Genomic DNA, 12,957 nt, shown 5'->3' with positions numbered 1-12,957 from the left:
ATCGCTACAGAACAGACAATAACATAGCGATCGCTATAGAATGACGGCATGGCAAGGCAGCGGACATTCGACCGGGACCTCGCGCTGGAGCAGGCGCTACGGGCGTTCTGGCGGCGCGGCTACGAGGCGACCTCGATCGCCGAGCTCACCGCCGCGATGGGCATCAAACCGCCCAGCCTGTACGCCGCCTTCGGCGACAAACGCCGCCTGTTCGAGGAGGTCGTCGCCCGCTACCAGCGCACCTACGGCGCCTTCACCACCCGCGCCCTGAACGAGGAGCCCACCGGCCGGCAGGCGATCGAGCGCGTGCTGCGGGAGGCCGCGGCCGAGTACGCCGACGCCGCGCACCCGCCCGGCTGCATGATCGTCTCCTCGGCGGTCAACTGCGGGCCGGAGTCCGCCGAGGTGGAGGAGCTGCTGCGCGAGCACAGGAAGGAGGCCACGGCCGCGCTGAAACGGCGCATCGACGACGACCTCGCGGCGGGCCGCATCCCGGCCGGCACCGACACGGCCGGGCTGGCCGCCTTCTACGCCTGCGTCATCCAGGGCATGTCGACGCAGTCGCGCGACGGGGCGGGACCCGCCGAGCTGCGGCGGATCGCCGCCCTCGCCATGGCGGCCTATCCGGCTGCTGATCCGGCCGCTGCTCCGGCTGCTGCTCCGGCCGCTGCTCCGGCTACTGCGACATGACCCCCGCGTCCTCGGGCGCGATCTCCGGCGGGGAGGCCCGCAGCCAGCGGCAGTCGTGCGGCCCCAGCGGCAGCTTCACCTTGGCGTCGGCCGACACGTCGAGCGTGCCGTCCACCAGCAGGTCCGTGAGCTGCTGACCCTCCAACCCCGGCAGTTCCAGCTCGGCGTCCACCGCCGTGTCGCACAGGTTGTGCGCCACCACGACCGTGGCGCCGTCGGCGTCGCAGCGGTGTGCGAAGACCGCGTGGTGCCCGGCGTCCAGCACGGTGTACGTCCCCCACGCCAGCTCCGGGCACTCCCGGTAACGCTCGATGAGCAGCTGGAACCAGCGCAGCAGCGAGGCCGTGTCCCGCTTCTGGTCGGCGACGTTGACCCGGTCGGGGGCGAAGGAGCCCTCCGGCATCTCGCGCACCGGATCGGCCTGGCTGAAACCACCGTCCGGCGTCCACTGCATCGGGACGCGGACCGCGAGCCGGCCCTCCTCGGCGAGGTTCTCGCCCATGCCGATCTCCTCGCCGTAGAAGATGACGGGGGTGCCGGGCAGGGAGAACAGCAGGCTGTAGGCCATCTTGACGTGGCGCAGGTCACCGCCGAGCATCGTCGGCAGCCGGCGGCGCAGGCCCCGGCCGAAGATCTGCATGTCCTTCTCCGGCCCGAACGCGTCGAAGACCTCCTGCCGCTCCTCGTCGGTCAGCTTGTCGAGGGTGAGCTCGTCGTGGTTGCGGAGGAACATGGCCCACTGGCCGTCCTTCGGCGGCTTGGGACGCTCGCGGAGGGCGTCGGCGAGGGGGCCGGCGTCCTGGCGTGCCAGCGACAGCCACGCCTTCTGCATGCTGATGAAGTCGAAGCACATGGTGACCTGGTCGCCGAGCCCGTCGCCGAAGTACTTCACCAACTCCGGGTAGGGCACGTTGACCTCGCCGAGCAGGATCGAGCCGCCCTTCCTGCGGGTCATGAACGCCCGCATGTCCTGGAGGAACTCGTGCGGATCGGGCAGCTTCGGGTCGACGTTCTCGATGAGGAACGGGACGGCGTCCACCCGGAAGCCCGACAGGCCGAGCTCCATCCAGAACCCGAGAATGCGGGTGATCTCGTCCCTGACCTCGGGGTTGGCCACGTTGAGGTCGGGCTGGTGCTTGTAGAAGCTGTGCAGGTAGTACTGCTTGGAACGGTTGTCCCACTCCCAGAGGGAGTCCTCCTTGTCGGGGAAGACCACCTTGCTCGGGTCGTCCGGCTCCGGCTTGTCGGACCAGACGTACCAGTCGCGCAGCGGCGAGTTCTTGCTGCTGCGGGACTCCTTGAACCAGGGGTGCTGGTCGGAGGTGTGGTTGACGACGAGGTCGGCGATGACGCGCAGGCCGCGGTCGTGGGCGGTGCGCATGAACTCCACGAAGTCGCCCAGCGTGCCGAGGCGGGGGTCGATGCTGTAGAAGTCGGTGATGTCGTACCCGTCGTCCTTGTTGGGGGTCGGGAAGAACGGCATCAGCCACAGACACGTCACACCGAGCCCGGCGAGATAGTCGATCTGCTGGGTGAGCCCGCGGAAGTCGCCGACGCCGTCACCGTTGCCGTCCTTGAAGGTCTCCACGTCCAGGCAATAGACGACGGCGTTCTTCCACCAGACGTCAGAGGTGTACGTCAGTCGCATGACCCCCCGACTACCCCTGCTTTGCCGTTTCAGGCGATTCGCGCGGCGACGGCGTCGAGCACCCAGTCGAGCTCCAGGTCGAAGGACGTCCCCGCGTCCGTCTCCGTGCCCTCGTGCACGAACCTGGCCAGCGCCGGATAGCGGCCCGTGTCCAGCATCCTCGTCAGGTGGGGGCCGTGGGCGCGCTGCCAGTCGTGCTCGGACAGCCCCGTGGCGCGCTCGGCGCGCAGGTTCGCGATCTCGCGCCTGATCGCGCCGGTGACGTAGGCGTTGACGGTCGCCACGGCGCGGGCCACGGTGTCCACGTCGGCGAGGCGGTCGAACGCCGCCAGCGTGACCTCGGCGGCGGCGAGGGCGTTGGGCCCGAGGCTCGGCCGGCCGCCGAGCAGGTCGGCCAGCCATTCGTGGCGGAGTGCGGCCTGCCGGGTGCGGCGGGCGTGGGCGCGCAGGGTCTCGCGCCAGCCGGTGGCCCGGTCATCCGGGGCGGGCAGGATCTCGGCGTAGACCGCGTCCAGCATGAGGTCGAACAGCTCTTCCTTGGTGGCGAGGTAGCCGTAGAGCCGCATCGGTCCTGCGTCGAGCCGGGCCGCGACCTTGCGCAGCGACACCGCCTCCAGCCCGCCCTCGTCGGCCAGCTCGACGGCGGCGGCGACGATGCGCTCGCGGTCGAGCGGCACGGGCGCGGGCCGGGGCTGCGGCTCTGGCCGGTCCCAGACAGTCATGGAATACATCGTACGATTGCGATACGGCGTATCTAGTCAATACAGTGTATCGACATGAGACAACGTATCGCCGTCGTCGGCGCCGGGCCCGGCGGCCTCGCCTTCGCCCGCGTCCTGCACCGCCACGGCCACCCCGTCACCGTCTACGAACGCGACCCCGGCCCCCGCGCCCGTCCCCCGGGCGGCACCCTCGACCTGCACGAGAACATGGGCCAGTGGGCGCTCGACCGGGCCGGGGTGCTCGACGGCTTCCGGGCCCGCGCGCGCCCCGAGGGCCAGGCCATGCGCATCCTGGCCGAGGACGGGACCGTGCTGCGCGACTGGGCGCCGCGGCCCGGCGACCCCCAGCATCCCGAGATCGACCGCGGCGACCTGCGCGACCTGCTGCTCGGGCCGCTCGACGTCCAGTGGGGCCGGGCCGTGACCGAGGTCGTGCCGTCCGCCGGTTCCACGGCGCGGGTGCGCACGGCGGACGGCGGCGAGGAGACGTACGACCTGGTGGTGGGCGCGGACGGCGGCTGGTCGCGGGTGCGTCCGGCGCTCTCGCCCGCGACCCCCCGCTACACCGGCGTGCGCTACGCCGAGACGTCGCTGGACGACGTGGACGCCCGCCATCCCGACCTCGCGCGCCTGATCGGCGACGGCTCCATGGCCGTGTACGGGGTGAACAAGGCCCTCGTGGCGCAGCGCAACAGCGGCGGCCACGTCAAGGTGTACGCCCAGTTCCGCGCCCCGCTGGAGCGGTGGGCGGAGCCGGACGGCGCACGGGAGGAACTGCTCGCCCTGTTCGACGGCTGGGCCGATCCGCTGCTCGACCTGCTCAGGCGCGGCGGCCCCGTCGTCCACCGCGCGCTGCACGTCCTGCCCGTGCCGCACACCTGGGCGCACGTCCCCGGGGTGACGCTGCTCGGCGACGCCGCCCACCTGATGCCGCCGCTCGGGGCCGGCGCGAACCTCGCGCTGCTGGAGGGAGCCGAGCTGGCCGAGGCCGTGGCCGCCGCCGCTCCGGGCCGCCTGGACGAGGCCGTCGCCGCCTTCGAGGAGCGGATGCAGGGGCGGGCGGTCAGGTGGGCGAGGCTCACCGCGGCCGGGCTCGACCGCATCGTCAGCCCCGACCCGGCCGACGCGCTCGCCTTCTTCGACGAGCTCCAGAGCCCCGAGCAGGTCCGTTAGGGCGGCGTTTGCGGGGGAATGGCGTTCCATCGACGGGCTGCGATCCGCGCCACTAAGGTTCGAACGCGACGACAACCAGAAAGGCCCCCCGCATGAGCGACTACGCGATCACCTTCGATCTCATCGACGTCGACAAGGACGGCCGGATCTCGGCCGAGGAGCTCGTCCGGCTCATGGAGATCATGGGTCAGCCGGTGACGCTGGAGGCGGCGCAGGAAGGCGTGCGCAGGCTCGACAAGGACGGCGACGGGCTGATCGACGTGGAGGAGTTCGGCGCCTTCGTCAGCCGGTGAGCGGTGCCGCCGCCGGTATAGCCGGATGTGATAAAAGCAAGCACTTGCTACAAAACTCCTGTCGCCTGGGTCACAATGGCGACAGGAGGGACGATGGCCATCAAGAGTGACGTACGCGAAAGCCGGGCGCCCGCGGGCCTCGTGAAGACGCTCAGGTCGGGCATCGGCCGGGTCTCCGAAGAGGTGATCGAGGAGATCCAGAACCGCATCCCCGAGTACGCCAGGCGGGAGGACGAGCTCTACATCAAGGTCCTGCGCACCGCAGTCGAGCAGGCCATCGAGGGCTTCCTCGACCGCGTCGAGAGCCCCGACGCCGCCTGGGACCCCGAGCCGTTCCGCATGGTCGGCAAGGGCGAGGCCGCCGAAGGGCGCAACCTGGAGCCGCTGCAGACCGCGCTCCGGCTCGGCGCGCGGGTGGGCTGGCGGCGGCTCACGGAGATCGCCGACCCGCTCGGGCTCTCCCCTCAGTGCCTGTACGACCTGGGCGAGACCATCTTCGTCTACCTCGACCAGCTCGCCGACGCCGCGGCCGAGGGGTTCGAGGAGGCCAGGGCGCGGGCCGCCGGCGAGATCGAACGTCGCCGCGGCCGGCTGCTCGACCTGCTGCTCAGCCAGCCGGCCGCGAGCCCCGAGGCGATCGCCGACCTGGCCAAGGCGGCCGGGTGGCGACTGCCGCGCACGGTCGCCTGCGTGGCGCTCGACGACCTGCCCGGCGTTCCCGCACAGGGGCCCGCGCAGGGGCCCGCGCAGGGGCGGCGTGGGACGGCGTACCGGATGCCGGCCCGGATGCCGGCGCTGCCGCCCGACGTGCTCGCCGGGCTGGAGCGGACCACGCCGTGCCTGCTGGTGCCCGACCCGAGCGGGCCGGGGCAGGCGCAGATGCTGGAGCACGGGCTGCGCGGCTACTGGGGCGCGATCGGGCCCGCGGTGCCGCTCGCCGCGGCGGCGACGTCCCTGCGCTGGGCGCGGGAGGCGCTGGAGCTGTCGCGGCGCGGCGTGCTGCCGCGCGGGTTGCCGCGCTGCGAGGACCACATGGCGACGCTGGTGGTGTTCAAGGACGAGGAGCTGGTCAACGCCCTGGCCGAGGCGCGGCTCGCGCCCCTCGCGCACCTCCGCCCCACCCAGCAGGACCGGCTGGCCGAGACGCTGCTGGCCTGGCTGCGGTACGGGCGCGGGGCCGGCGAGGTCGCCGCCCGCCTGCACGTACACCCTCAGACCGTGCGTTACCGGTTACGCCAGCTCGAAGAGCTGTACGGCGAGCAACTCGCCGACCCGGACGTCCGGTTCGAGCTGGAGATCGCGCTCCGCGCCCGCCAGGCCGTGAACAGGACGTTCAGAGGGGCCGGCGGAAGAGCCTGAGCCGGTCCTCGCCGATCCGCGCCCGCAGCGCGTGATCCTCGATCCCCAGGTCCTCCGACGGGGCGAGGGCGAGCACGCCGACCTTGCCGACGTGCTGGTTGAGCTGCACGGCGCGGGCCGCCTCCGCCGCCCCCTCCAGCGGGTAGACGGCCGACAGCGTGGGGTGGACCATGCCGAGCGAGATCAGCCGGTTCACCTCGTGGCATTCCTGGTAGTTCGCGCCGTGGGAGCCGATGATGCGCTTGAGCTTCATCCACAGGTGCCTGTTGTCGTACTCGTGGGCGTAGCCGCTGGAGGAGCCGCAGGTCACGACCGCGCCGCCGCGCCTGGCGACGTACACCGACGCCCCGAACGTCTCCCTGCCCGTGTGCTCGAAGACGATGGCCGGGTCCTCCCCCACCTGCCGTCTGATCTCCGCGCCGAGCCGCCGCCAGCCCTTCTCGTCCGCCAGGCCGCCGTCGAGCTGCGAACGGTCCACGACGTACGGGCAGCCCATGCGGCGCAGCAGCTCGGCCTTCTCCTGGCTGCCGACGACGCCGACCGGGATGCCGCCGCCGTTCCTGACGAGCTGCACGCCGTACCCGCCGAGGCCGCCCGTCGCCCCCCACAGCAGCACCACGTCGCCCTGCTTCATGCGCGCGCCACGCTCCCCGACGAGCATCCGGTACGCGGTCGAGGCGCACAACATGTTGCAGGCGGCCTCCTCCCAGCTCAGGTGCCGGGGCTTGGCGAGCAGTTGCGTGGCCTTGACCACGGCGAAGTCGGCGAGGCCGCCGAAGTTCGTCTCGAAGCCCCAGGCGCGCAGGTCGCCCGCCAGCATGCCGTCGTGCTGGATGACCGGGTCCTCGCCGTCCACGTACGCGGGGCTGGTCACCACCCGGTCCCCCACCCGCCAGCGGCGGACCGCGCGGCCGGTCCTGACGATCACGCCGGCCGCGTCCGAGCCGAGCACGTGCACCGGCAGGTCGTGCCGCGCGTCGCTGCGCCCGAACCGCTCCAGGAACGCGAACGTCGGCACCGGCTCGAACATCGCCGACCACACCGTGTTGTAGTTGATCGCGCTCGCCATGACCGCGACCAGCACCTCGTCCTCGGCCAGCTCCGGCATCGGCACCTCGCCGACGTGCAGGGTGCGGCGGACGTCCTTGTCCTGCTCGTCCTGGTCGAAGCTGCCGACCTCGTCCTTGCGCAGGTGGGCGGCGCGGTAGGCGGAGGGCACGTCCAGGCGCGCCAGCTCGGCCGGCTCGGCGCCGGCCACCACCGCCTCGGCGAGTGCTGTCGTCTTCACAGGAGTAGTCCCTTCAGGTGCTCGGCGATGACCTCGACGTGGGGCGGGTCGAGCAGGTTGAGGTGGTGCGAACCGGGGATCTCGACGACCTCCAGCCGGGGCGCGTACGGGGCGAAGCCTCTGGCCGGGTCGTCGGCGTGGGCGTACCGGGGGTCCTCGACGGTCCAGGGGGCGGGCTCGGTGGAGCGGTAGAGGACCGCGCGGCCGTGGTACGGGCCGGCGGGGCGGTAGCGCTCGATGGCCCGGGTGTCGTCGTGCGAGGTGAGCTGGTGGCGCAGGATCGCGGGCGGCAGGGTGGCGAGCACGCCCGACTCGGCGATCCTGGCCTCGGTGAGCGCGAACTGGGCCGGCTCGTCCAGCGTCTCCAGCTCGGCGCGGTCCAGGTGGATCGGGGTGCCGTACGTCCTGGTGAGGTAGGCGGCGAAGGCCGCGTAGCGGCGGGCGGCGAGCCGTCGGCGGTCCGGCCCGCCGACCTCGTCGGGGAGGCCGGAGTCGATCATGGCCAGCAGCTCGACGTCGTCCTCGCCGAGCAGCCGCGCGATCTCGAACGCCAGGATCCCGCCGAACGACCACCCGCCCAGCCGGTACGGGGGCTCCGCGGCCCGGCGAATGGCTTCGGCGTAGCGGGCGGCGCGGCCGGGGATGTCGTCCGGCTGGTCCAGGCGTTCCAGGCCGAGGACGGGGACGGGGAGCCGGGCGGCGAGGAGGGCGTACACGCCGGTGGTGCCGCCCGCCGGGTGCGCCAGGAAGATCGGCGCGCCGGCGGGAGCGGCCGGGGTCAGCGGCCGGACGACCCCCCGCCCCGCCTCGGCCTCGTCCACCCGCCTGATGGCCACGGCCAGGTCGGCGGGGGTGACGACCTCCCGCGCGGACTCCTGGCCGAGGAGGGCGAGGGCTTCGGGCAGGATGCCGGGCGGCAGCGGCTCGGTGACGGAGGGCTCGCGGCCGAGCAGCCCCGCGAGCACGCGGGTGACCTGGCGCTCGGCCGCGTCCCTGGGCTCGACGACGGCGAGACCCAGGCTCTCGGTGACCGTGCGTGCCAGCGCGCCCAGGGTGCCGCCGTTGAGCAGCGGGGCCGCCGCCACCCGTACGCCGAAGTCGTGCTCGATCATGCCCCGCAACCGGGTGGCGGCCAGCGAGTCGAGACCGAGGTCCGTGAGGACGACGTCGTCCCCCAGCCGGGACGGCTCCACCCCGAGCACGGCGGCGGCCCGTTCCCGCAGCTTGTGAGAGACGCCCACCGGCCCCGGCAGGTCCTCCAGGGCCGGGGCCTCGGCGACCTCGGAGAAGTACGGGATGCGCACCAGGGACGGGAAGAGCGCGACCGCCCGCGCAGGATCGAGCTTGACCACCCCCGCCGGGAAGTCACGTTGCAGCAGCGCCTCCAGCGCCTCCAGCCCCTCGTCCTCCGTCAGGGGCTCGACGCCCGGGGTGGCGGGCGCGGCGGTCCCGGCCCAGGGACCCCAGTTGACGGCGAGAGCGGGCAGCCCCTCGGCGCGGCGGCGCTCGCACAGCGCGTCCAGCCAGGCGTTCGCGGCGGCGTAGGCCGCCTGGCCCGGCGAGCCGAGCAGGGACGCCGCCGACGAGAACGCCACCCACCAGTCGAGATCCAGGTCCTTGGTGGCGTCGTGCAACCGCTGGGCGCCGACGACCTTGGCGGCCCACACGCGGGCGAGGCCGTCCGGTTCGAGGTCGGCGATCAGGCGGTCGTCGAGCACCCCGGCGGCGTGCACGACGCCGCGCAGCCGCAGCCCGCCCTCGGTGGCGGCGGCCACCAGCCGCTCGGCCGTGCCCGGCGCGGCGAGATCGCCGGTGACCGTCCTGACAGGCCCTGCGTCCGGGTGGGGAGTACGGCTGTTCAGCACGACGCGGGTGGCGCCGCGTTCGAGCAGCAGACGGGCGGTGAGGCGGCCGAGGTGTCCGTGGCCGCCGGTGATGACGTACGCCCCGGGTCCGGCCACGGGGCCACAGGGGGACGGGAGGGTGACACGGCGGAGGCGGGCCGCGTAGCGGATGCCGGCCCGCCAGGCCACCTCGTCGTCCTCGGCGTCGCAGGACAGCTCCCTGACCAGCGCGCCGAGGTCGTCGTGGTCGACGAGGCGGGCGCGGGTCTCGGGATGTTCCAGGGCGAGGACCCGGACCAGGGCCCGGAGGGCGGCGGGCCCTGGGTCGGCGAGGTCGCCGTCGCGTACGGCCTGGGCCCGCTCGGTCGCGATCACGATCCGCGCCCCCCGCCGAGCCAGCCCGGCCACCCGGAGCATGACCCGCTGCACCCCCGCCACCCCGAGCCCCGGCGGCACCAGAACCAGCACCCCGTCACCAGGCAGGACGCCACCACCCGCCGGGGCCCCCTCGCCCGAAGGGGTGGGCAGCAGGGCGCGGAGGCGGGCGGCCCGCGCATCCCCCTCCTCGGCCAGGACGAGCCAGGGGCGGGACATGCCCGCCTCCGGCGGCGGTGGCACGCTCACCCACGCCCGCGCGACGAGCTTGGCGTCCAGCGTGACGGGGACGGGCCCCGGGAGCAGGTCGATGAGCTCGGGAACCCCGGTGACCGGGCCGGACACGGCGCTCCCGTGGACGGTCCACCGGCCTGCGGCGTTCTTCGCCGAGAGCTCGACGCGCCCGTCCGCGAGGGTGATCGTCACCTGGGCGGGAAGCGGCAGGTGGGCGTGCAGCGTCACCTGCCGGAGCTCCATCTCGTCGGAGGTCTCCGCGACGGCCGCGCGGGCGAGCCGCGCCAGGACGGCGGGCGTGAGCACCGGATGGCCGTCCCGGTGCCATTCCTCCGGCGGCAGCCGCCAGGGGGCGTCGGCGAGGTCGTCGAGCGTGGTGGTCCACGAATGGCAGGACGGCGTCTCGACGTGCGCGCCGAGCAGCGGATGCCCGGCCGGCGGCCGTTTCGGCTCGGCCCAGTGCCGTACGTGCTCCCAAGGCGAGTGCGGCACGTCGGCGAGCCGCCCCCGCGTCCGGGGCGGCACGGCCACGGCGACGGCGGCGAGCTGGTCGTGGAAGGGCCCCTCGGTGACGCGGGCGGTCGCGGGCAGGGTGTCGCGGAGCGCCCCGGACAGCAGCGGGCGCGGCCCCAGCTCGGTGAAGAGCGTGTGCCCGTCCTCGGCCGCCGCCCGTACGGCCTGCATGAGCCGTACGGGACGGCGCAGCCCGGCCGCCCAGTACGCGCCCTCGAACGCCGGCGCCTCGCGCGGATCCTCGAAGACCGGCGAATAGTACGGGATGTCAGGCTTGCCCCCCGCGATCCCGCGCAGTTCCTCACGCAGCAGCGGCACCAGCGACCGTACCTGCGGCGAGTGCCCCGCCCCCTCGGCCGTCAGCGTCCGCGCGAACAGCCCCCGCGCCGCCACCGACGCCGCGAACTCCGCCACCCGCTCCGGCTCCCCCGTCACCACGGTCTGCGACGGCGAGGCGTACACGGCGACGTGCAGGTCGTCCGGCACCTCCTCGGCCCCGGTCTCGACGACCGCCATGGCCCCGCCGCCGCCCAGCCCGCCGAGCAGCCGGGCCCGCGCGCAGATCACCCGTACGCCGTCCTCGACGCCGAGCCCGCCCGCCACCACCGCGGCGGCCACCTCGCCCATGGAGTGCCCGATCACGGCGGCGGGCTCGAAGCCGTAGGCCCGCCAGGTCTCGGCCAGCGCGAGCTGCGCGGCGAAGATGATCGGCTGGAGCGTGGCCACGCCGGCCGCGCCGGGGTCGTGGACGTCGATGCCGGCCTCGTCCCGCAGCATGGGGGCCAGCAGGTCGAGGGTGCGGCGGTAGGCGGGCTCTGCGGCGTAGAGCTCCAGGGACGGCCGGTGCGGGCTGTAGCCGCTGAACACCCAGACGGGCCCCTCGGCGGCGGTGACGGGGCCGACCGGCCGGACCTCGCGCAGCTTGGCGGCCAGCTCGCCGGCGTCGCCCGCCACGACGGCCGCCGCCACCCGCCCGCGCCCGGCCCGCCTGGCGAGGGTGTGGGCCACGTCCGCCAGGTCGGCGGGGGGCTGCCAGGAGGCGAGGACGCGGGCGTGGCGCTCGACCCGGCGGGGGGTCGCGTCGGTGAGCAGGAAGACGTGCTTGGCACGGACCGGGAGAGCGGCCTGAGGAGCGGGGAAGGCGTCCAGGGCGACGTGGGCGTTCGTGCCGCCGAAGCCGAACGCCGACACCCCCGCCCTCGCCGGGTCACCACCCTCCCGGCACGGCCACGGCGTCGGCGCGGTGACGACGCGCAGCCGCTCCCACGGGATGTGCGGGTTCGGCTCGCGGAAGTGCAGGCTGGGCGGGATCACCCCGTGGTGCAGGGCGAGCACGGCCTTGATGAGCCCGGCGACGCCCGCCGCCGCCTCCAGGTGCCCGAGGTTGGTCTTGACCGAGCCCAGCAGGACCGGCGTCGGCACGGCGGCGGCGATGGCCCTGGCCTCGATCGGGTCGCCGAGCAGGGTTCCGGTGCCGTGCGCCTCGATGTAGTCGGGCCCGCGGCCGAGCCGCCCGTACACCTGCCGCAGCAGCGACTCCTGCGCCTCCGGGTTGGGTGCGACCAGACCGTTGGAGCGGCCGTCCTGGCCCACGGCGCTCTCCCTGATCACCGCGAGCACCCGGTCGCCGTCCCGTACGGCGTCCGCGAGCCGCTTGAGCACCACGACGCCGCAGCCCTCGGCCCGCACCATCCCGTCCGCCGCCGCGTCGAACGCCTTGCAGCGCCCGTCGGCCGCGGTGCCGCCGCCCCGGTCGAAGGCCACGGTGACCAGCGGCGACAGCAGGAGGTTCACCCCGGCGGCGAGCGCCAGGTCGCACTCGCCGGCGCGCAGGCCGGTGACGGCCAGGTGGGTGGCGACGAGGGAGGAGGAGCAGGCGGTGTCCACGGCCAGGGAGGGGCCGCGCAGGTCCAGCAGGTACGACACCCGGTTGGCGGCGATGCTGAGCGCGGCCCCGGTGGCGGTCCAGGCGTCCACGGCGGCGAGGTCGGCGCCGGTCAGGTGGGCGTACTCGGTGCCGGAGAGACCGGCGTACACGCCGGTGCGGCTGCCGGAGAGCGTGCGCGGGGCGTGGCCGGCGTGCTCCAGCGCCTCCCATGCGGTCTCCAGGAGCAGCCGCTGCTGCGGGTCCATGGCGGCGGCCTCGCCCGGCGAGATGCCGAAGAACTCGGCGTCGAACCCCGCCACGTCGGCGAGGAACCCGCCGTGCCGGGTGACGCCGGCCAGCGCCTCGCGGGTGCGCGCGGAGCCGTCGTCGAACGCCTCCCAGCGCCCCTCCGGCACCTCGCCGACCGCGTCCCGGCCGTCGACGAGCAGCTTCCAGTACGCCTCGGGGCCGTGCGCGCCGGGGAAGCGGCAGCCGACGCCGATCACCGCGATGGGCTCCCCCGCCGTCCCGCCAGCCTCGGCGGTCTCCTGGGGCGCGGACAGCGCGCGGGCGAGCCGGTCGATCGTCGGGTGCTCCCACACGATCGTGGGGCTCAGCTCGCGGCCCAGCAGCTCGCCCAGCTCGCCCGCCACCGCGACGGCCTCGCGCGAGGACAGCCCGTGCTCCTCCAGCGGGCGGCCGGGGTCCACCTGCCCGCCGAGCCGCTCGATGAGGAAGGTCCGGATCTCGCTCTCATCGGGTACGTCCACGAAACACTCCCGAGTGCGCCGGGGCCGGGGTGATCGGCCACCCTACTGAGGAGCGCCGGACGGGCGGCACGACCGTACGGAACATTCCTCGGTCGTGTTTTGTCACGCCGGTGACAATCCGGGCGAAATTGTCCGACGGGCCACAACGGACGGGCCGATTTCGTTGCGCCGCCTCATAGCC

At 74.0% G+C, this 12,957-nt stretch carries 8 protein-coding genes; 4 read left to right on the top strand and 4 right to left on the bottom strand.

Going from position 1 to position 12,957, the window contains the following annotated elements:
* Window positions 1-48 precede the first annotated feature (48 nt).
* Window positions 49-690, top strand: a complete 642-nt coding sequence (locus ACBR40_RS19845) for a TetR/AcrR family transcriptional regulator (RefSeq protein WP_371249671.1) — start codon at window positions 49-51, stop codon at window positions 688-690.
* Here the strand turns inward: ACBR40_RS19845 and ACBR40_RS19840 are convergent.
* On the bottom strand, window positions 677-2,338 hold the full coding sequence (locus ACBR40_RS19840) for an alpha-amylase family protein (protein WP_371249670.1): 1,662 nt from the start codon (window positions 2,336-2,338) through the stop codon (window positions 677-679). The genes ACBR40_RS19845 and ACBR40_RS19840 overlap by 14 nt on opposite strands.
* A gap of 29 nt (window positions 2,339-2,367) precedes the next feature.
* Window positions 2,368-3,060, bottom strand: coding sequence for a TetR/AcrR family transcriptional regulator C-terminal domain-containing protein (locus tag ACBR40_RS19835; protein ID WP_371249669.1), 693 nt, complete (start codon window positions 3,058-3,060; stop codon window positions 2,368-2,370).
* A gap of 54 nt (window positions 3,061-3,114) precedes the next feature.
* Between ACBR40_RS19835 and ACBR40_RS19830 the strand changes: the two genes are divergently transcribed.
* The 3 genes from ACBR40_RS19830 to ACBR40_RS19820 all read left to right on the top strand — a co-directional run bounded on the left by ACBR40_RS19830 (window position 3,115) and on the right by ACBR40_RS19820 (window position 5,885).
* Entirely contained in the window at window positions 3,115-4,233 is a 1,119-nt protein-coding gene (locus ACBR40_RS19830) for an FAD-dependent oxidoreductase (protein WP_371249668.1), read from the top strand.
* A 92-nt stretch (window positions 4,234-4,325) separates the two neighbouring features.
* Window positions 4,326-4,526, top strand: a complete 201-nt coding sequence (locus tag ACBR40_RS19825) for an EF-hand domain-containing protein (RefSeq protein ID WP_091092764.1) — start codon at window positions 4,326-4,328, stop codon at window positions 4,524-4,526.
* A gap of 93 nt (window positions 4,527-4,619) precedes the next feature.
* Complete coding sequence (locus ACBR40_RS19820) at window positions 4,620-5,885, top strand: PucR family transcriptional regulator (RefSeq protein ID WP_371249667.1); 1,266 nt, start codon at window positions 4,620-4,622, stop codon at window positions 5,883-5,885.
* Here ACBR40_RS19820 and ccrA read toward each other — a convergent pair.
* Together ccrA and ACBR40_RS19810 are read right to left on the bottom strand one after the other, a co-directional pair.
* On the bottom strand, window positions 5,860-7,173 hold the full coding sequence (ccrA, locus tag ACBR40_RS19815) for a crotonyl-CoA carboxylase/reductase (protein WP_344211529.1): 1,314 nt from the start codon (window positions 7,171-7,173) through the stop codon (window positions 5,860-5,862). The two genes, ACBR40_RS19820 and ccrA, sit on opposite strands and share 26 nt — an antisense overlap.
* A complete protein-coding gene (locus ACBR40_RS19810; RefSeq protein ID WP_371249666.1) occupies window positions 7,170-12,776 on the bottom strand; it encodes a beta-ketoacyl synthase N-terminal-like domain-containing protein in 5,607 nt (1,868 codons plus the stop codon). The genes ccrA and ACBR40_RS19810 overlap by 4 nt, the downstream gene beginning before the upstream one ends.
* Window positions 12,777-12,957: the final 181 nt, after the last annotated feature.

Origin of the sequence: Nonomuraea sp. AD125B, assembly GCF_041402765.1 — a bacterium.
Taxonomy (GTDB): Bacteria; Actinomycetota; Actinomycetes; order Streptosporangiales; family Streptosporangiaceae; genus Nonomuraea; species Nonomuraea bangladeshensis.
The sequence above is the reverse complement of the archived record's forward strand: the minus strand, read 5'-3'. Positions and strand labels throughout refer to the sequence as shown.

What these genes read in the sequence shown, in the direction of transcription:
- ACBR40_RS19835 (WP_371249669.1), bottom strand. Translation starts at nt 3,060, where the DNA reads ATGACTGTCTGGGACCGGCCAGAGCCGCAGCCCCGGCCCGCGCCCGTG.
- ACBR40_RS19840 (WP_371249670.1), bottom strand. Translation starts at nt 2,338, where the DNA reads ATGCGACTGACGTACACCTCTGACGTCTGGTGGAAGAACGCCGTCGTC.
- ACBR40_RS19830 (WP_371249668.1), top strand. Translation starts at nt 3,115, where the DNA reads ATGAGACAACGTATCGCCGTCGTCGGCGCCGGGCCCGGCGGCCTCGCC.
- ACBR40_RS19825 (WP_091092764.1), top strand. Translation starts at nt 4,326, where the DNA reads ATGAGCGACTACGCGATCACCTTCGATCTCATCGACGTCGACAAGGAC.
- ACBR40_RS19845 (WP_371249671.1), top strand. Translation starts at nt 49, where the DNA reads ATGGCAAGGCAGCGGACATTCGACCGGGACCTCGCGCTGGAGCAGGCG.
- ACBR40_RS19820 (WP_371249667.1), top strand. Translation starts at nt 4,620, where the DNA reads ATGGCCATCAAGAGTGACGTACGCGAAAGCCGGGCGCCCGCGGGCCTC.